The 20,244-nt window shown below is 35.3% G+C and carries 21 protein-coding genes; 17 read left to right on the forward strand and 4 right to left on the reverse strand.

Going from position 1 to position 20,244, the window contains the following annotated elements:
* Positions 1-45 precede the first annotated feature (45 nt).
* From ACIQ1E_RS02885 to ACIQ1E_RS02895, 3 genes are all read right to left on the reverse strand, one after another.
* Entirely contained in the window at positions 46-450 is a 405-nt protein-coding gene (locus ACIQ1E_RS02885) for a c-type cytochrome (RefSeq protein ID WP_396168516.1), read from the reverse strand.
* Positions 451-721: 271 nt separating this feature from the next.
* The gene (locus ACIQ1E_RS02890) at positions 722-2,302 is read right to left on the reverse strand and encodes an NADP-dependent glyceraldehyde-3-phosphate dehydrogenase (protein ID WP_396168517.1); all 1,581 of its coding nucleotides are present in this window, start codon (positions 2,300-2,302) and stop codon (positions 722-724) included.
* A gap of 36 nt (positions 2,303-2,338) precedes the next feature.
* Positions 2,339-2,650, reverse strand: a complete 312-nt coding sequence (locus ACIQ1E_RS02895) for a rhodanese-like domain-containing protein (protein WP_396168519.1) — start codon at positions 2,648-2,650, stop codon at positions 2,339-2,341.
* 205 nt (positions 2,651-2,855) lie between these two features.
* Here ACIQ1E_RS02895 and ACIQ1E_RS02900 point away from each other — a divergent pair, with 205 nt between their 5' ends.
* From ACIQ1E_RS02900 to ACIQ1E_RS02965, 14 genes are all read left to right on the forward strand, one after another.
* Positions 2,856-3,311 carry a MarR family winged helix-turn-helix transcriptional regulator gene (locus tag ACIQ1E_RS02900; RefSeq protein WP_396168520.1) on the forward strand — a complete coding sequence of 152 codons (456 nt, stop codon included), beginning with the start codon at positions 2,856-2,858 and terminating at the stop codon, positions 3,309-3,311.
* Between the two features lie 19 nt (positions 3,312-3,330).
* The gene (locus tag ACIQ1E_RS02905; RefSeq protein ID WP_396168522.1) at positions 3,331-3,963 is read left to right on the forward strand and encodes an NAD(P)H-dependent oxidoreductase; all 633 of its coding nucleotides are present in this window, start codon (positions 3,331-3,333) and stop codon (positions 3,961-3,963) included.
* A 28-nt stretch (positions 3,964-3,991) separates the two neighbouring features.
* Positions 3,992-4,558 (forward strand): YceI family protein, encoded by a 567-nt coding sequence (locus ACIQ1E_RS02910; RefSeq protein ID WP_396168524.1) that lies wholly within the window; start codon positions 3,992-3,994, stop codon positions 4,556-4,558.
* A 308-nt stretch (positions 4,559-4,866) separates the two neighbouring features.
* The gene (locus ACIQ1E_RS02915) at positions 4,867-6,267 is read left to right on the forward strand and encodes an anthranilate synthase component I family protein (protein ID WP_396168526.1); all 1,401 of its coding nucleotides are present in this window, start codon (positions 4,867-4,869) and stop codon (positions 6,265-6,267) included.
* A gap of 85 nt (positions 6,268-6,352) precedes the next feature.
* Positions 6,353-6,919 (forward strand): anthranilate synthase component II, encoded by a 567-nt coding sequence (locus tag ACIQ1E_RS02920; RefSeq protein ID WP_396168528.1) that lies wholly within the window; start codon positions 6,353-6,355, stop codon positions 6,917-6,919.
* Positions 6,920-7,007: 88 nt separating this feature from the next.
* Entirely contained in the window at positions 7,008-7,844 is an 837-nt protein-coding gene (locus ACIQ1E_RS02925) for a c-type cytochrome (RefSeq protein ID WP_396168530.1), read from the forward strand.
* Positions 7,845-8,837, forward strand: coding sequence for an anthranilate phosphoribosyltransferase (gene trpD / locus ACIQ1E_RS02930; protein WP_396168532.1), 993 nt, complete (start codon positions 7,845-7,847; stop codon positions 8,835-8,837).
* Positions 8,838-8,839: 2 nt separating this feature from the next.
* Entirely contained in the window at positions 8,840-9,622 is a 783-nt protein-coding gene (gene trpC / locus ACIQ1E_RS02935; RefSeq protein ID WP_396168534.1) for an indole-3-glycerol phosphate synthase TrpC, read from the forward strand.
* Between the two features lie 53 nt (positions 9,623-9,675).
* Complete coding sequence (locus tag ACIQ1E_RS02940) at positions 9,676-10,305, forward strand: phosphoribosylanthranilate isomerase (RefSeq protein ID WP_396168536.1); 630 nt, start codon at positions 9,676-9,678, stop codon at positions 10,303-10,305.
* 6 nt (positions 10,306-10,311) lie between these two features.
* Entirely contained in the window at positions 10,312-11,493 is a 1,182-nt protein-coding gene (gene trpB, locus ACIQ1E_RS02945) for a tryptophan synthase subunit beta (RefSeq protein WP_396168538.1), read from the forward strand.
* Between the two features lie 24 nt (positions 11,494-11,517).
* Positions 11,518-11,850, forward strand: a complete 333-nt coding sequence (locus ACIQ1E_RS02950; RefSeq protein WP_396168540.1) for a gamma-glutamylcyclotransferase family protein — start codon at positions 11,518-11,520, stop codon at positions 11,848-11,850.
* 43 nt (positions 11,851-11,893) lie between these two features.
* On the forward strand, positions 11,894-12,655 hold the full coding sequence (trpA, locus tag ACIQ1E_RS02955; protein WP_396168542.1) for a tryptophan synthase subunit alpha: 762 nt from the start codon (positions 11,894-11,896) through the stop codon (positions 12,653-12,655).
* A 540-nt stretch (positions 12,656-13,195) separates the two neighbouring features.
* Positions 13,196-13,453 carry a hypothetical protein gene (locus tag ACIQ1E_RS02960; protein ID WP_396168544.1) on the forward strand — a complete coding sequence of 86 codons (258 nt, stop codon included), beginning with the start codon at positions 13,196-13,198 and terminating at the stop codon, positions 13,451-13,453.
* A 207-nt stretch (positions 13,454-13,660) separates the two neighbouring features.
* Positions 13,661-15,043, forward strand: coding sequence for an APC family permease (locus tag ACIQ1E_RS02965; protein WP_396168546.1), 1,383 nt, complete (start codon positions 13,661-13,663; stop codon positions 15,041-15,043).
* Positions 15,044-15,257: 214 nt separating this feature from the next.
* On the opposite strand, the gene ACIQ1E_RS02970 is transcribed toward ACIQ1E_RS02965, so the two are convergent.
* Positions 15,258-15,815, reverse strand: a complete 558-nt coding sequence (locus ACIQ1E_RS02970; protein WP_396168547.1) for a DUF4494 domain-containing protein — start codon at positions 15,813-15,815, stop codon at positions 15,258-15,260.
* 250 nt (positions 15,816-16,065) lie between these two features.
* Between ACIQ1E_RS02970 and lipA the strand changes: the two genes are divergently transcribed.
* The 3 genes from lipA to ACIQ1E_RS02985 are packed head-to-tail and all read left to right on the forward strand — an operon-like array spanning position 16,066 to position 20,239.
* On the forward strand, positions 16,066-16,965 hold the full coding sequence (gene lipA, locus ACIQ1E_RS02975; RefSeq protein ID WP_396168549.1) for a lipoyl synthase: 900 nt from the start codon (positions 16,066-16,068) through the stop codon (positions 16,963-16,965).
* 52 nt (positions 16,966-17,017) lie between these two features.
* The gene (gene gap, locus ACIQ1E_RS02980; protein ID WP_396168551.1) at positions 17,018-18,010 is read left to right on the forward strand and encodes a type I glyceraldehyde-3-phosphate dehydrogenase; all 993 of its coding nucleotides are present in this window, start codon (positions 17,018-17,020) and stop codon (positions 18,008-18,010) included.
* 51 nt (positions 18,011-18,061) lie between these two features.
* Positions 18,062-20,239: an ATP-binding protein gene (locus ACIQ1E_RS02985; protein WP_396168553.1), complete on the forward strand. Its 2,178-nt coding sequence runs from the start codon at positions 18,062-18,064 to the stop codon at positions 20,237-20,239.
* Positions 20,240-20,244 lie beyond the last annotated feature (5 nt).

Raw genomic sequence — 20,244 nt, forward strand, 5'->3', positions numbered from 1 at the left:
AGTCATTTCGCATTTGAAACGACCCCTTAATATGATTAAAAAAAATTATTTTGCCTTGTTCAGTTCTCTAATATAATTTACTAATTGCCAACGTTGATCTTCGGTTAACAATTCATCATAAGAGGACATTGGAGGTTTTCCTACTGTAATTTTCCAAAAAATCTCCCCATCAGTTTCCTTTGGGATATTTTTTAAGGCCAAAAAATCTGCGGGTTTGCTATCCAAATGCAAAGCAGCTTCTCCATTTCCTTTTCCGCTAATTCCGTGGCATAAAACACACATTTGTTCGTATATGATTTTTCCCTCGGTAGTTGCTTTGCTATTTCCAGCAAATGGATTCTTCAAACCCTTCGTATATTCCGGAACGGCCCAACTTTTTTGAGCGACAATAGTCTGGCTTCCGAAAAACAGTAATGCGATCGTTACTAAAAACAAATAATTACTTTTCATTGTTTCAAAATTTAAAATTTACATAGTAAAGATACTACAGTTTTTTCAAAAAAACACTATAATTATCACGAATTTTTTATAAAAATACACTTTTATAACGATTGCTGTAATAAATCATTTTTTTAAGATCATCGAGGCTCCAAACAGTTGTGCATTTTATTATATATTGCCCGTAACTCACCAAAATATAGTTGAAAAATAGGGGGATTTTATGCCAAAAAAAACCGCAAAAGCATAAACAGTTGCGGTTTCGATTCTGATGCAAAAAATATTATAAAATATAATCCGTATTAATAAAATTTGATTCTTTGCTATTTAATAACTCTTGTAATATTTCGTTATTGTACGCATTGTCTTTTGAAGCAACGAATGTTCTTATAGAAAAAGAACGAAGCGCATCGTGAGTACTCAATGTTCCCACAGCGGAATCTTTTCTTCCTGTAAATGGGAACACATCGGGTCCTCTTTGACAAGAACTATTCAAGTTCACTCTACTTACCAGATTAACCAAAGTATCAATAAGCGGAGCAATGGTTTTACTGTTTTGCCCAAACAAACTAACCTGCTGCCCATAATTTGACTCTGCCATATCATTCAAAGGTTCCTGAATGTTTTTGAAAGTAATAATAGGAACGACCGGACCAAATTGTTCTTCAGAATACACCCTCATAGTTTTGTTTATTGGATATAAGACAGCTGGAAAAATTGAATTTTCGGTACGGGAACCTCCTTTGGTATTAATTACTTTTGCTCCTTTACTAGTGGCATCATCGATCAACTCCTGAATGTAATCCGGCTTCTCTTTTTCAGGTAATGGAGTTAAAAAAACCGATTTATCCCAAGGGTTCCCATAAACTAAAGAATCCACTTTGGCTGTAAATCGCTTGTTAAATTCCTCGGCAATATTTTCGTGAACATAAATTATTTTGAGTGCAGTGCAACGCTGCCCATTGAAAGATAACGATCCTGAAACACATTCATCAATCGCTAAGTCTAAATTAGCATCAGACAATACAATCGCGGGATTTTTTGCCTCTAAACCTAAAACTAATCGCAATCTGTTTTTATTTGGATGCAAATCTTGTAAAGCAATCGCCGATTTACTGTTTCCAATTAAAGCTAAAATCGAAACACGACCCGACTTCATAATTGGGGAAGCTACTTCACGGCCACGCCCGTATAATATGTTGATAACACCTTTTGGAAAACTACTTCTAAAAGCTTCTAAAAGTGGAGAGATTAATAAAACTCCGTGTTTAGCAGGTTTAAAAATAACAGGATTACCCATTATTATTGCTGGAATAAGTAAAGTAAATGTTTCGTTTAAAGGATAGTTATAAGGACCTAAGCATAAAACAACCCCAAGAGGACTTCGACGCACCATTGCGTTGATCCCTTGAACCTTAGAAAAATGCGCACTTCTAGCATTTAGTTCTTTGTAACTTTCTATGGTATCAACTATATACTCCACTGTTCTATCAAATTCTTTTTCAGAATCAGACAATGATTTCCCAATTTCCCACATCAAAAGTTTGACTACTTCACTTCTTGTCACTTTCATTTGCGCAACAAAATTTTCCATACACTTGATACGGTCAACCACCTTCATTGTTGGCCACAAACCTTGTCCATTGTTGTAAGCCGCGTCGGCCGCTTCGACAGCATCCATCGCTTCGCTTTCTCCCATAAAAGGAATCGTCCCCAGTAAAGTAGGCTCATAATCTGCTGTTGAAGATATAGTGGAATAAACAGAAGTTGTTTGGCCTTTCCATTTTTTTAATTCGCCGTTTACTAAATAGGTATTTTGAATTAAAGGTTCATTAATTTGATATTCCTGAGGAATTTTATTCATTAGAAGTTAATTTAAATTTATATGTTAGCCAATTCTTTATGGAGAAACAATATCTCCACTCCATCCTAGGATTCCTCCTTGCAGATTGTAAGCGTTATCAAAACCAAGACTCTCCATTACTTCGCAAGCCTTAGCACTCCTTGCTCCAGAACGACAATAGACATAATAATTTTTTGACTTATCTAGGTCTTCAATTTTTTGAATAAACCCTTGTCCTTCATAAATATCAATATTTATTGAATTGGCAATGATACCTTCATTGCATTCATTCTCTGTTCTAACGTCTAAAATTACGGCGTTATCGTCGGCTTCATATTGTGAAACCCAATCTTCTTGTGTTAAATCCATAGTTTCATTTTTTTGTAAAAATAGGAAGTTTTAATAAAACAAATAGCAAGACAAACCTGTTAATACGACAATAATTCAAAGAAAACGTTATCGTAAATTCAAAAAATTAACTATTGAATTGATTTAGGAAAAATTTAACATAAAATTTGTATATACAAATATAAATAATACTACATTTGTATCTACAAATTACATATATACAAATATGAAAATTGAAGACGAAATAAAAAGCACAGTTACATTAGATTATTCTAAAAAAGTTGTCTTAAATATTCTGTACACGCAAAATGTTGTGACCGATAAATTCAATGATATTTTGAAACCTTATGAAATATCAAGCGAACAATATAATGTGTTACGAATATTAAGAGGTCAAAAAGGCAGTCCAGCTAATATGTGCTTGATACAAGAACGTATGCTAGCAAAAACGAGCAATACAACTAGATTAGTTGATAAGCTGCTATTGAAAAATCTTGTTACACGTAAAGTTTGTACAGAAAATCGACGGAAAATCGAAGTTCTAATTACTCCAAAAGGTCTTGACCTATTAGCAGAATTAGAACCAAAAGTAATACAGCACGAAAGCTCATTTGCCAATAACCTAAATTCAGAAGAGCTGGAAATGCTTAATGAACTATTAGAGAAATATAGAAATAATTAAATTAAACATCAAATACAATATGAATACCTTTTTAGACCACCAGAATTGGAGATACGCAACGAAAAAATTCGATGCTACAAAAAAAATAACAGCCGAAGATTTAGATATTTTAATGGAAGCCATTCGCTTGAGTAGTTCGTCCTATGGATTGCAACCTTATAAAATCCTAATTATTGAAAAACCAGATTTGAGAGCCAAAATACAGAAAGCAGCTTGGGGACAGTCTCAAGTGGTAGATGCTTCTCACTTATTAGTTTTCGCGAATCAAACCGATATAACAGATGCTCAAATAGATGATTTTTTTGAGAACACAAGTAAAACACGAGGTGTAGCCAAAGAAACTTTGGCAGGCTATCAAGGCTTTATGAAAAGTAAAATCAATGAATTGTCTGGTGATGCTAAAAACATCTGGAATGCAAAACAAGCTTATTTGGCCTTGGCCAATCTTATGAATGCCGCTGCGGAACTCAAAATAGATGTTACGCCGATGGAAGGCTTTTCACCAGCAGACGTAAATGAAATACTAGGCTTAAATGAATTAGGCTTAAACGCAACTTTACTTGCACCTATAGGCTACCGACACAGCGATGATGCAACTCAACATTACAAAAAAGTTAGAAAATCAAAAGAAGAATTATTTATCACAATTTAATTATAAACCTAAAAACAAACGTAACATTATGAAAAATTTAAAATCAATTGCATTAGCATTAGTAGTAGTTTTATCTACAGCAGCAGTATCTGCTCAAACCAAAAAAATTGATGTCTCAAAAAGCAGCATCGAATGGTTAGGAAAGAAAGTAACAGGACAACACAACGGAACAGTAAATTTCAAGGACGGAGCAGTAGTTTTGAAAGGCAACAAATTGACAGGCGGTAACTTTACTGTTGATATGACAAGCATAACAGCTACAGATCTTTCTGGAGAGTACCAAGGAAAATTGAACGGTCACTTGAAAGCAGATGACTTTTTTGGAACTGATAAATTCCCAACTGCAACTCTAGCTTTTAAAAAAATCGCAGCTAAATCTGCAACTGTTTATACGGTAACTGCTGATTTAACCATCAAAGGAATCACTAAACCTGTAACTTTCGATATGACCGTTGCTGCGAATTCTGCTACTACCAAATTTATGGTCGATAGAACTAAATTTGATATCAAATACAAATCAACAAATTTCTTTGAAAATCTTGGAGACAAAGCAATTTACGATGATTTTGAATTAAATGTAAAACTAGCATTCTAATTAAATTCAATACAAAACACATCAACCCTGACGAGAAATTGTTGGGGTTTTTTATTTAACAAATTCAATAAAAAAAGTATTTTTATTTTTTTCTATTTGGTTAATCAAATTTGATTTATATATTTGTGCAAGAAAATACTATGAAAACAATTACAAACAATACTTGGTGGTGGAACAATTTACGTCAATAGTCGTGAACAAAGCTCCCATAGTATAAACTATAAATATAAAAGGCTTGTCATCACGACAAGCCTTTTTTTTGATTTATAAATTGGAAGATCTAGCCATCTGCCTATCAAACCATAAAAATGAAAACATTTAAATTACAAACTAAATACAAACAAATACTGGCTGACACCATTACACCGGTTAGTGTTTATTTCAAAATTCGGGATCAGTTTCCTAACAGCTTACTTTTAGAAAGTAGCGATTACCACGGAAATGATAATAGTTTCTCCTATATCTGTTGCAACCCTATTGCATCGATCAAAATTGAAAATGAAACCATACACAAAATCTTTCCTGACGGAACTACCGAAACCATTTTAATTGACTCAAAAATCGATATCCCACAAGTAATTCAGGATTTTTCAGGTCAGTTTCAATCAGATAAAAATGATTTCAAATTCATCAATAACGGATTGTTTGGGTACATTTCTTATGATGCGGTTCGCTATTTCGAAAAAGTGACAATCGCCAAAAAAGACGAGGAAACTACTATTCCCGATGTCTTTTATGCCGTTTATCAAAACATTATTGCTATTAATCATTTCAAAAATGAAGCTTACATTTTCTGTCATAGTTTAGGCGGAAAAGACAACATATTCGAAATCGAACAATTACTTCAATCTCGAAATATTGCTTCTTATAAATTTAGTCGTGATGGCGAGGGTAGCTCTAACTTGACCGACGAAGAATTCAAGTTCAATGTTGCCTTAGCTAAAAAGCATTGTCACCGAGGCGATGTGTTCCAATTGGTTTTATCTCGAAGGTTCACCCAAGGTTTCAAAGGAGACGAATTCAATGTATATAGAGCCTTGAGAAGCATCAACCCTTCCCCTTACCTATTCTTTTTTGATTATGGTGATTTCAAGATTTTTGGTTCTTCGCCCGAAGCTCAAATTATTGTCAAAAACCGCAAAGCCGAAATTCATCCAATCGCGGGAACCTTCAGAAGAACTGGTGATGACGAAAAAGACGCTATTCTAGCCAAAAAATTATCCGAAGATCAAAAAGAAAATAGCGAACACGTAATGTTGGTCGATTTAGCCCGAAATGATTTGAGCCGTCACGGACACGATGTTCAAGTAGAAAAATATAGAGAAATTCAATTCTTCTCGCACGTGATTCATTTGGTTTCTAAAGTAACAGGACATTTGCACGAAAAAGCAACAGCAATGCAAGTGGTGGCAGATACTTTCCCAGCTGGAACATTAAGCGGAGCTCCGAAACATAGAGCAATGCAATTGATTGAAGATTACGAAAAAACAAATCGTAATTTCTATGGTGGAGCCATCGGTTTTATGGATTTTGAAGGCAATTTCAATCACGCGATTATGATTCGAACCTTCTTGAGCAAAAACCACCAATTGCATTCGCAAGCAGGAGCTGGAATTGTAGCAAGTTCTGACGAAGAAAGTGAAATGCAAGAAGTGTACAATAAATTATTAGCGCTGAATAAAGCATTGGATTTGGCAGAAACAATTTAAAAAAAGTAATCAGTGTTCAGTCCCGATAGCTATCGGGGTTAGTGTTAAGGAACAACCAGAAACTAAAACTTTAATTAAAAACAAAATGAAGAAAATACTAGTCATAGACAATTACGATAGCTTTACCTATAATTTGGTGCATTATCTAGAAGATTTAGATTGTGCGGTTACAGTTTATAGAAACGATGAATTCGATATCGATGAAATTGGCCATTTCGATAAAATATTGCTTTCGCCAGGACCTGGAATCCCTGATGAAGCAGGCTTATTGAAACCGGTTATTGCTAAATATGCTTCAACCAAAAGTATTCTTGGAGTCTGTTTGGGACAACAAGCTATCGGAGAAGTTTTTGGAGGAACACTTTCTAATTTGGATAAAGTCTATCACGGGGTTTCGTCAATGGTAAAAACTTCGGTAAATGATGAGCTTTTATTCGAAGGATTAGGAAACGAGTTCGAGGTAGGTCGTTACCATTCTTGGGTAGTTGATGCCAATTTACCTGATGTTCTCGAAGCGACTTCATTCGACGAAAACGGACAAGTAATGTCATTGCGCCACAAAACATTTGATGTGCGTGGTGTACAATTTCATCCTGAAAGCGTTTTGACACCTAATGGAAAGAAAATTCTAGAAAATTGGTTGAAATCGTAGAGACGTTGCAATGCAACGTCTGTACAATGCAACGTCTCTACATTGCAACGTTTGTACATTGATAATCAAATCGATTACAAAAAAATAAATGAAAACAATCAAAATCCATAGTATAATCAGTTGCCTTTTCATTTTTGGGCTCTTTTCTTGTAATCAAAAAAAGGAGCTAAAAGCAGAAAAAACAACTACTATTCCAACCGAAATTAAGCTGGATTTATTGGATTTACAGCAAAAAAACAAACTAGGAAAAGATACAATTGTTACTATTGTTAATGACCCGGTTTATCACAAAGCAAAAAAGTACAAAGGAGTTAGTGCAGTAGCAATTATTAAAAATGAAATTGATTTAACCAAAATTGATCCCAAAAACACCAAAATAGTATTTGAATGTATCGATGGGTACAAACCTGAAATGCCTTTGGAACTATTTTTAAGTGCAAAACCATATTTAGCATTCGAGGATATGGATGCGCCGAAAGGAAAGCAATGGGAAACCATCCTAAAAGATGGAAACGAAATGAATGCAGCACCTTTCTATATCGTTTATCCTTCTGTTTCAGAAAAAGATAGCCAATACAAATGGCCTTATAATTTGATAAAAATTTATTTGGAACCATTGCATAAATCAACTTTGGAATTGTATCCGCTAAAAGACAGAAAATTGGAAGCGGGTTATAATTTATTTCAAAAGCAATGCCTAACTTGCCATTCGCTAAACGGAATTGGAGGCACGATGGGACCAGAATTAAATTACCCAAAGAGTGTCACTGAGTATTGGAAAGAAAAAGAACTGGTAGATTATATCGTGAATCCGGCTTCGTTTCGACACAAAGTAAAAATGCCAACACTTGGTCTTAGCCAACAACAATCGCAGCAAATTGTTGATTATTTAAAATATATGTCTGAAAACAAAAAGAAAAATTAAATGAAAACCATATTAAACAGGCTCATCAACCACGAAATACTCTCGAAAGAAGAGGCCAAAAACGTATTGGTCAATATCTCCAACGGAAGTTATAATCCAAGCCAAATCGCTTCTTTTCTCACTGTATATATGATGAGAAGCATCAGTATAGATGAACTTTCGGGTTTTCGAGAAGCCTTGCAGGAATTGTGTATTAAGGTCGATTTTTCTGATTATAACACCATCGATTTATGTGGAACCGGTGGTGATGGCAAAGACACTTTCAACATTTCTACTTTATCTGCTTTTATAGCAGCTGGAGCGGGAATTAAAGTGGCAAAACACGGAAATTATGGCGTTTCATCTATTTCTGGTTCGAGCAATGTAATGGAGAAATTGAAAGTGAAATTCAGCAATGACACTGATTTTTTGGAAAAATGTATCGACCAAGCTGGAATTTGTATTTTGCATGCTCCTTTGTTTCATCCTGCAATGAAAAACGTAGGACCTATCCGAAAAGAATTAGGAATAAGAACGTTTTTCAATATGTTGGGACCAATGATCAATCCCTCTTTTCCTAAAAATCAATTGGTTGGGGTTTTCAACCTCGAACTTGCCAGAATGTATGCGTATTTGTATCAAAACACCGAAGTAAATTTCACCATTCTGCATTCGTTAGCAGGTTATGACGAAATCTCTTTGACCTGTCCAACCAAGACTATTACAAAAACAATGGAAGGGATTTTGAAACCAGAGGATTTTGGCGTGAGACAATTATCGCAAAGCGAAATCGAAGGCGGAAAAACAATTGAAGAATCGGCAGCGATGTTTATGAATATCATTTCTGGAAAAGGTACCGAAGCCCAAAATAATGTGGTTTGTGCCAATGCTGGAATGGCAATTGCAACCGTAAACGGAGGGTCTCCTTTACAAGGTTTTCAACTCGCTAAAGAAAGTTTGCTTTTAGGAAAAGGATTGGCTGCTCTGAATAAATTACAAGAATTAAGTAGATAAAAATGAATATATTAGATAGAATCATAATTGACAAAAAAAGAGAAGTCATTCTCAAGAAATCCATCATTCCCGTTTTACAATTGGAAGCTTCGGTCTTTTTTGGAAAGAAGACCATTTCTTTGAGTGAAAATTTAAGAAATAGCACTTCTGGCATCATTGCGGAACACAAACGTCGTTCCCCTTCTAAAGCTGAAATCAATTACAATTTCACAGTAGAAGAGGTAGTAAAAGGATATGAAACTGCTGGTGCTTGCGGAATTTCGGTACTAACAGACGGCAAGTATTTCGGTGGTTCATTGGATGATTTACTGCTCGCAAGAGCATCGGTAAACATTCCATTGTTACGAAAAGAATTTATTGTAGACGAATACCAAATCCTAGAAGCCAAAGCCCACGGAGCCGATTTAATCTTACTAATTGCGGCGGTTTTAACGCGTGACGAAATCAAAATTTTGTCGGAATTCGCCAAAAGTTTAGGTCTTGAAGTACTATTGGAAATACATAATTTAGAAGAATTAGAAAAATCGATAATGCCTACTTTGGATATGATCGGAGTAAATAACAGAAATCTAAAAACTTTCGAAGTGAGTTTGGATTTTAGCAAGGAACTGGCTGATAAAATTCCGAATGACTTCGTAAAAGTTTCCGAAAGCGGTATTTCATCTATAGAAGCCATTCAAGAACTAAAACCATTTGGGTACCAAGGTTTCTTAATTGGAGAAAACTTTATGAAAACCGACAATGCAGGCAAAGCAGCAACCGAATTTATTTCAAAATTAACCTAAACAACTAAGCCTTTCAAGGTTTAAAACCCTGAAAGGCTTGAAACCGAATCAATATGAAACTCAAAATCTGTGGAATGAAATATCCTAAAAATATCCTCGAAGTAGGCTCGCTTCTACCCGATTATATAGGCTTTATATTCTGGGAGAAATCGGCACGTTATTTTGACGGAGAAATGCCTGAATTACCAAAATCCATTCGAAAAGTTGGAGTTTTTGTCAATGCCTCAGTAGATGAAATTGTAGAAAAAATAAATACTTACGATTTACAAGCTGTTCAGTTGCACGGACAAGAATCGATTGAATTTTGCGAAAGCTTAAAAAAAAATATACCAAACCTGATAGATATCATAAAAGTTTTTTCAATTTTAGATACCTTTGACTTTGCAGAACTAAAACCTTTCGAAAAGGTGTGTGATTTATTCCTTTTTGACACTAAGGGAAAATTACCCGGCGGAAACGGAACCACTTTCGATTGGAAAGTATTAGAAAAGTATCCGTCAACCAAGCCTTTTTTCCTAAGTGGAGGAATTGGAATGGATGAAATTAATGCTGTACAAGAGATTTTGAAAACAAATTTACCAATTTATGCCGTCGACATAAACAGTAAATTTGAAATCGAACCCGGACTAAAAAACATAGAGTTATTACATAGTTTCAAGGAAAACTTGCAACTTAAATCATAAAAATAAATGAGTTATCACGTTAACGAAAAAGGCTATTACGGAGATTTTGGTGGAGCATTCATACCTGAAATGTTATACCCTAATGTCGAGGAATTACGCCAACAATATTTAAAAGTTACTGCAGAACCTGAATTTCAAAAAGAATTTGATGCTTTGCTAAAAGACTATGTAGGTCGTCCGACACCACTATATTTTGCGGAGCGTTTATCCCATAAATACAATACTAAAATTTACCTCAAAAGAGAGGATTTATGCCATACCGGCGCTCATAAAGTAAACAATACCATTGGACAAATTTTACTAGCAAAACGCTTGGGCAAAACCAGAATCATTGCCGAAACTGGAGCAGGTCAACACGGAGTTGCTACTGCAACCGTTTGCGCTTTGATGGGCTTGCAATGCATTGTTTATATGGGTGAAATAGACATCAAACGCCAAGCGCCAAATGTAGCCAGAATGAAAATGTTAGGTGCAGAAGTTCGTCCCGCACTTTCGGGTTCAAGAACATTGAAAGATGCTACTAATGAAGCCATTCGCGATTGGATAAACAATCCAGTTGATACCTATTATATCATTGGATCGGTTGTGGGACCTCATCCCTATCCTGATATGGTGGCGCGTTTTCAAAGTGTAATTTCTAAAGAAATTAAAGAACAATTATTAGAAAAAGAAGGTCGAGAAAACCCTGATTATGTGATAGCCTGTGTTGGCGGAGGAAGCAACGCTGCAGGTGCATTTTATCATTTTTTAGACGAATCGGACGTTAACATTATAGCTGTAGAGGCAGCAGGTTTAGGGGTTGATTCTGGCGAAAGTGCTGCCACATCGGCTTTGGGAAAAGTTGGAGTAATTCACGGTAGTAAAACCCTTTTGATGCAATCTATAGACGGCCAAATCACCGAGCCTTATTCAATTTCTGCTGGATTAGATTACCCTGGAGTTGGTCCAATGCATGCCCATTTATTTGCTTCGGGTAGAGCTGAATTTATTTCGATTACCGATGATCAAGCAATGCAGTGGGGACTTCAGTTGTCGAAATTAGAAGGCTTGATACCTGCAATTGAAAGCGCCCATGCTTTTGCTGTTTTAGATGAAAAAAAATTCAAACCTTCAGATATAGTGGTCATCAATCTCTCAGGACGTGGCGACAAAGATTTGAATACCTATATAGATTACTTTAAATTATAACTGACTTTAAAAGAATAGTGGACTATGATAAAATTATTCACATACGGTACCTTGCAACATGACGATGTTCAGGAAAACCTTTTTGGACGAGTACTACACGGAACCCCAGAAAAACTAATTGGCTACGCATTGAAAAGAATTCAAATCGAAGAAGAATTTGGTATTGTGCATTATCCCGTAATCGTCGAAACAGGAAATGATGAAGATTTCATCGATGGAATTGTTTACAACGTTACAGAAAAAGAACTGCAACAAGCTGATTTGTACGAAGGAATGCATTACAAAAGAGTTGAAGTACATTTGCATTCCAACCAAAAAGCGTGGGCCTATAGCGCTGCCAATTTAACGCACTTTTAATTTTATTAAAAAATAAAGATATCATAGCTCTGAAAAAACACAAATGAACAGAATAAATCTAAAATTAGAAGAACCAAAAAAAATCCTTTCCATCTACTTCTCTGCTGGATATCCCAACCTAAACGATACCGTTCAAATCATCGAAGATTTAGAAAAAAATGGTGTGGATATGATCGAAATTGGCTTGCCTTTCAGTGATCCATTGGCCGATGGCCCAACCATTCAAGAAAGTTCGACTCAAGCGTTGTATAACGGAATGACCACCCAAGTTTTGTTTGACCAACTCAAAGACATCCGGAAAACGGTTTCGATTCCCTTGGTAATTATGGGGTATTTCAATCCAATGTTGCAATATGGCGTGGAAAATTTCTGCCAGCAATGTGCCGAAATTGGTATCGATGGCTTAATCATTCCTGACCTTCCGGTTGATGTGTATGCTGACGAATACAAAGCCACTTTCGACAAATACGGACTCAAAAACATCTTCCTGATTACGCCACAAACCTCAGACGAGCGCATTCGTTTTATCGATAGCGTTTCGGACGGATTCATTTATATGGTAAGCTCGGCCAGTGTAACCGGTTCGCAATCCGGTTTTGGAAGTACACAAGAAGAGTATTTCAAACGCATCGCCGATATGAACCTGAAAAATCCTCAAATTGTTGGTTTTGGAATCAGCAATCGGGAAACCTTCAACCAAGCCACCCAATTTACCAAAGGTGCAATTATAGGAAGTGCTTTTATCAAAAACCTAACGGAGAACGGGGTCGTAAGTATTGAGAAGTTTGTCAAAGCGATTCGATAAACAGTTCCTGCTCGATAGATTATTTAGCCGCAAATTTGCAAATTATGAAGCCTTGTATTTAACGTATAATTTCGGAATTCGCGGTTTATTTTATGAATATCTTTTACTTTTGAAGAACAAGAATAAAACGAAGGCAACCTTCGCCAATATGCCCAATATTAGGCATATTTGCGAAGGTTTGTTTCACATATAAAGAATTTAAGCACAATCCCTTAAGAAATGACATAAAAGTGAAAACAAATCTTAAAATATTTAATTTTGAAATTTTAATTCTTGGACTTTTTTTGGGGCTAACTTCGAGTTTTAAAACTTAAACCAAATATCCAAAGAGAAAGCTATTACCCCAAGCTAGCGCGAGCTTCTAGCTCGTGAACACTAACAAAAGTAAAACTATAAATTTGTAATGGGCACGAGCGTGACGCTCGAGCTAGCAATAATATATACAAAAAGAGGCCTAAAAAGCCTCTTCATAATTTCAATTCTATTTACAATCAATAACTTTCCTCAGTACCTGGTGATAAATCAAAATTAGGTTATGAATTGTTTGAAAGTGAAAACAATATTGACAAAATTTTAAATAGCACACAAAATAGCCTTAATCCAAAAGCTTTTTGCATTAGTGAAGACAACGATAGAATGAAGGATGGTTTCTTATCTTCAAGTATCGATGAGACTAAACTAAACCCTTCTTTGCGAAAACCTAACTTAAAAGGAAGGGCGGTTATAGTAATGAAAAGCGGAAATGAAATTCGAATTGCACATAAAGAACCTCTTTTTTCATATTTTGAAAAATTGTGAGATAAATGACAACAAAAAATAATGTGCCTAACAGCTTCTTCAATTCATCAGGGCAATTGGCTTGATTGAAAGATTGTATTATTTTTGAAATATTATGAATAACTATAATAGTAAGGGTTATTAATTTCTACCCTTGACTACTAATGGAACGTTTTGTGCTATATTATTCAACACTCTTTCTTACTTTTGCAAAAATAAATGTAATTGATGAACGAAAAAACTATCCTAACAAAAGGTCTCAAGAAAGTATTAGGTCTTACTTCATTATTCATAATAACCATTGGAATAGTAGTTTCGCAAACATCTGTTGTTTCAATATTGCAGGGTGCAGGCTTAGGTGGTGGGACTTTTTTCATTGCCATTCTAATTGCTTTTATCATAGCTTTATGTTACATATCAACTTATTCCGAGTTGGCCTTGATGATGCCAAAAGCAGGAAGCATCAGTACTTACACCGCCGTTTCTGTTGGACATTTTCCAGCAATTATTGCATCACTATCGGCTTACGTTGCACCAACGGCATTTGGAACATTAGCTGAACTGCTTTTGTTGCATAATGTTCTCGATACAATAACTTCAAGCTCTTTTACAATAGTTGCTCTTGTAATTGTATGGACATTTACACTTCTCAATATTTTCGGTATTGATTTGTTTGCCTCTGTACAAAGTATCATTTCATTCACAATGTTGGTGACGCTGGTAGTCATCGGATTTGCCGGAATAGGAACATTCAATAATCAAGGAACTCCACCTGCTCAGATAATACAAGATTTTATTCATCCTAATGGTTCTGTATTTACTTTAGTACTGGCAGCACTTTGGCCCTTTATCGCATTTGAAATGGTGTGCGACTTTATTGAAGAAGCTAAAAATCCAGTTAGACATATTCCAAAAGCAATGTTCACCGCATGCATCGTTTTGTTGTTTGCGTACAGTTTGGTGGCGTTTGTAGCAATGAAACTTGTACCTGCAGAACAGCTCACCAAGACAGATATTCCACATTTAGTTTTAGGACAAGCGATTTTTGGAAATGCAGGTAAAATAGTTATTCTCATTTTGTCAATCACTACAACATGTGGTTTTATCAGCACTGGATTTGCAACAACACCACGATTATTATATGGTATGGCTCATCACAAACAGTTGCCGCCCATTTTTATGAGATTGCATTCAAAATGGAGAACGCCATGGATTGGCATATTAGTTGTTGCGACTATAATAACAATTGCTATTCTACTTTTCAAAAAAAGTACAGATGGTTTATTGATGCTCGTTATTTCGGGAGCAAGTTGTTATTTACTTGCTTACATTATTACGCACATCGATTTAATGGTATTGCGCAAGAAATATCCCAACTACCCACGTTCATACAAATCTCCCTGGTTCCCTATTGTGCAAATTATTGGAATATTAGGAATGACTTATGCGTTTATCAATAATTCACCAAGTCCCGAATTGCGATTAAATGTATTTATCAACGTAGCTATATTTATTGGAGTCACAGCGGTATTTGCTTTCTTTTGGGTGCGATATAAAATGAAAAAAGGACTATTTGAACCCGAAGCTATTCAACAAGCTATCGAAGATTAATCGTTTTTTTATGTAGGGCGCCATTTCAATATGGCATATAAGCTGTTTCAGCTAATGATGAATTCTGCGGTTCGCCGCCTTATGCACTGGTTATGATTTATTAGAAAAAGCAATTGATAAATTGGCGACAACGACAAATTCGCAAATTATGAAGCAGCGAGTTCTTGATATAATTTGCGAATTAGTGGTTGTTTTTTTAGAACAGTTTTTAAAATCAAGACGCTTCCGTTACAAGCTCAGCATCAAATTCCATTGTATCTTCTACTTCCTCCAAAATATTTTCAGGTCTGGAAGCTTTAAGTGCATTGAACTTTTCCATTTCTTCCAATTCGTCTTCTTCACCAGAGAAATAAGGGAAAACATCCACAATCGGGGACTCTGAAATAGCAGGAATAGTATAGTCACCCATAGTGCCTTTCATCACAGTGATGGTGTTGTCAAAAGCTTCTTTTACATCATTAGCCTGAACTAATAAATACATATTGGTCTTGCGCTCTTTCCCGCTTTCTTCGTCAAAAGCCATCAAAGAAACTCTGGATTTAAACCAACGATCGGCATTCTCGAAAGGATGAATCTCGGCATAATTCGCCACTTTTATATTCGTGATTTTAAATTCTTCACTAACATAAGCTTTCATTTCTTCGCTAATTCTGGATTCCGCTTCTGTGTAGGACAAGGCATCTACCAAATACGGTTCGGTTGTAACTTTTTGTGCGCCAATATCATCTGTTTTTCTGTATTTTACTTTGCATTCGTACCACATTCCACTCATAATTTATTTATTTTTTAAGGATGCCAAAGATAGATTGTAGAGATAAAAAATAACATCATTTTTGAAATAGATATTCACAATTTTGGACTAAAATCACCTAGGTGTTCACGCTCAAACAATTGCAGAATGAGTGGTTTCCGTTTCCTTTATTTTTAATATAAAATCCCAATTCCTGTATCAAAAATCCCAATACACAAAATCTCATTCCTAAATCTACTTTACTTATATTTGCGCTTTCAAAAAATACTTTATGGAAACTATTTTAGAGAATGCATTACCTACTGGCACCCGAGGCGCAGCCGAATTGAGCGTAGCTAAACCAAAATGGTTGCGAGTAAAACTCCCAATCGGTCAAAAATATACAGAACTTCGCGGTTTAGTAGATAAATACAGCCTAAACACCATTTGCACCTCAGGAAGTTGCCCGAATATGGGCGAATGCTGGGGCGAAGGAACGGCAACCTTTATGATTTTGGGAAATATCTGCACGCGTTCTTGTGGATTCTGCGGTGTAAAAACCGGAAGGCCCGAAACTGTAGATTGGGATGAACCAGAGAAAGTAGCGCGTTCTATTAAAATAATGAACATCAAACACGCTGTAATCACAAGCGTGGACAGAGACGATTTGAAAGATGGCGGTTCTATTATTTGGATTGAAACTGTAAAAGCCATTCGAAGAATGAACCCAAATACAACACTCGAAACCCTTATTCCCGATTTTCAAGGAATCGAAAGAAACATTGACCGAATCGTGGAAGCCAATCCAGAAGTGGTGTCACACAACGTGGAAACCGTTCGAAGATTAACTCGTGAGGTCCGCATTCAAGCCAAATATGATAGAAGCTTGGAAGTCTTGAAATACTTGAAAGAACAAGGAATCAATAGAACTAAATCCGGTATTATGTTAGGCCTTGGCGAATTGGAAGAAGAAGTTTTCCAAACAATGCGCGATTTATATGACGCCAAAGTAGATATCGTAACCATTGGTCAATACCTACAACCAAGCAAAAAACATTTGCCTGTGAAGGAATTTATCACCCCAGAGCAATTCGCCAAATACGAAAAATTTGGTTTGGATTTAGGTTTCCGCCACGTTGAAAGCGGACCATTGGTACGTTCTTCGTACAAAGCGCAAAAACATATTTTATAAAAGAGTTTAAACGGTTAAATGAGTAACCAGTTAAGCAATTAACCAAAAAATATTGAAAACAAGAATTGCCATAAACGGTTTTGGACGTATTGGTCGAAATTTATTTCGACTTCTTCTGAACCATCCTACCATTGAGGTTGTCGCTATAAATGATATTGCCGACACCAAAACAATGGCACATTTAATCAAATACGACAGTATTCACGGTGTTTTACCTTACGTGGTATCATATGATGAACAAGGAATCATCGTTGACGGAAAACATTTTTTATTTTTTCACGAGAAAAACATTTCTAAGCTCGATTGGAAATCTGCAAACATTGATGTTGTAGTCGAATCGACTGGAAAATACAGAACTTTCGATGAAATCAACGCTCATATTTTGGCTGGAGCCAAAAAAGTAATTCTCTCTGCTCCTTCAGAAGTGGAAGAAATAAAAACAGTAGTTTTGGGTGTCAACGAAAGCATTCTTGACGGCACTGAAACTATAATTTCAAATGCCAGTTGCACCACAAACAACGCCGCTCCGATGATAAAAATCATCAACGAACTTTGCGGAATTGAACAAGCGTATATTACTACAATTCACTCTTATACCACCGACCAAAGTTTACACGATCAGCCTCACAAAGATTTGCGTCGCGCTCGTGGTGCGAGTCAATCTATCGTTCCAACGACAACAGGAGCAGCCAAAGCTTTGACCAAAATATTTCCGGAATTCGAAGGCAAAATTGGAGGCTGTGGTATCCGCGTTCCCGTCCCCGACGGTTCTTTGACGGATATCACTTTCAATGTAAAACGAGCTGTGAGTATTGATGAAATTAATGCAGCTTTCAAGTTGGCTTCCCAAACGAATTTGAAAGGAATTTTAGCATATACAGAAGATCCTATCGTTTCTGTGGATATAATTGGCAATAGAAATTCCTGTTTGTTTGATGCACAACTGACATCAGTCATTGATAAAATGGTAAAAGTCGTAGGTTGGTATGACAATGAGATTGGTTATTCATCGAGAATTATAGATTTAATTATTTTAACAAATTAAAAATAATTTCATACCTTTATTTTTCTTTTCATAAGAAAAACCAAACAACTAATGAAATCATTTGTATTAATTGCCTTATTAATCAGTACATTTTCATTCTCTCAGAAGAACCAATTTTCTATCGAGAAAGTAGATAGTGTTGGCTATTATAGTAAGCTACGTGAATCCAACGTTAAAGCAAATAAATATAAAGACGCTCTTCTATATACTCAAAAATCAATACATTTTTCTAAAGAGAATAATAACATCGAGGCACTAGCAAACGAGACCTATCACCTAGGAAAACTGTATTTTGAAGTAAAAAAATATGACGATGCAATAAAATCATTTAATAATAGCTTAAGCTACTTCAAAACATTATCCGCAACTAATAATTATGCCTTATCCTATTATTACCTTGGGATGTGTTATATGCAGAAAAGAAGTTTTAATAATGCCGAAATTGCTTTTTACAAAACCCAAAAACTCTATGACGTCTTAAAAATTACTGATACATCAGAAGCCTTAAACCTTCAAAAAGGGATTATATATAAATCTAAAAATGAATTTGGTTTAGCATCAAATATTTTTAGCACGATAATCGCAAAACCTGATAATCAACTGATCTCAAACAGCAAAACGGAAGCCCTGTACCAAATAGGTACAATTGAAATGACGCAGAACAGAAATATTTTAGCTTTAAACTATTTCACAAAAGCGCTAGAATTGAATTCCAAAAACAATAATTTGGAACAAAAATCATCAATTCTATCTGCATTAAGCACGGTTCATGAGAAAATGCTAGATAAAAACGCCGCTTATTCGTATTTGAAACAACATACCAATTTAGAAGAAAGCATTTCAATTGCTGACAACGAAAAACTTGGCGTTGATGATTATGAACATTTCAAAGAATCTGAACGACTCAAAGAATTAGAGCAGATGACGGAGAAAAATAAGGAGCAAGAAAAAGCAAATAAATTTTCGAAACTAATTAGTATTCTTGCCATTGCGCTCATTTCGATTTTATCATTATTGAGTTTGTCTTTATATAAAAACAATATTATCCGAACTCAATCTAATAAATTATTAGAGGAAAAAAATAAGGAACTAATTATTGCTAAAGAAAAAGTCGAAAAAGCCTCGAATGCAAGGGCTGAATTCTTATCTACAGTTAGCCACGAACTTAGAACTCCTTTGAATGCCATTAATGGTATTACACATTTATTACTAGAAGAAAACCCTAAAAAATCTCAGTTGCACTACCTCGAATCCTTGCAATTTTCGGGCAATTATCTAACAAAATTCATTAATGATATCTTGGAAATCAACAAGATAGACTCTCATAAAACTCAAATCGACAACATTACTTTCAATCTTAAATTATTATTAGAGAACATTCAGAGTTCACTAAAGGAATTGGCGCTTGAAAATGAAAATAATTTTAATTTCAACATAGATCCTGACATTCCTAATTATCTAATAGGAGACACTACAAAATTATCTCAGATTTTATTGAACTTAATCAATAATGCTTTAAAATTTACTCATAACGGCGAGGTCGTTGTAACTGCGAAACTAGTTGCTACAATAGAGAAAAAGGCGCAAGTATATCTTGAAATAAAAGACAGTGGTATCGGTATCCCTGAAGATAAAATCAATTCCGTTTTTGATAGCTTCTCACAAGGATCAATAGATATCAATCGAAAATATGGAGGGACTGGCTTAGGACTAACAATTGTAAAAAAATTAGTAACGTTACTGGGTGGACAAATAAAACTAAAAAGCAAGGTAAATGAAGGATCAACCTTTTCATTTGAATTACCATTTAAAATTGGCAAAAAACCGCGCGAAAACAACACAAAATCCAAAGAAGTAAATACGGCTGCATTTTTTGACAAAAAAATACTGGTGGTTGAGGACAATAAAATTAACCAAATGATAACCAAAAAAATGTTAGCCAACAAGGGTATGCAATGTGAAATAATAGACAACGGTGAAGAATCGATAGAAAAGTGCCAAAATTACAACTACGATTTGATTTTGATGGATGTTCATTTGCCTGGTATCAACGGAACGATTGCCACTCAAAAAATCAGAAAATTCGACACTGTAACGCCAATCATAGCACTTACTGCCATTTCGTTGAATGAAAACAGAGAAATGCTTTTGTCTTTTGGGATGAATGACGTTATTACGAAACCTTTTGTTCCAGAAGATTTTTATAGTGTAATTTCGAAATACATTTAAGAAAA

Source organism: Flavobacterium sp., from assembly GCF_044348915.1.
Taxonomy (GTDB): domain Bacteria; phylum Bacteroidota; class Bacteroidia; order Flavobacteriales; family Flavobacteriaceae; genus Flavobacterium.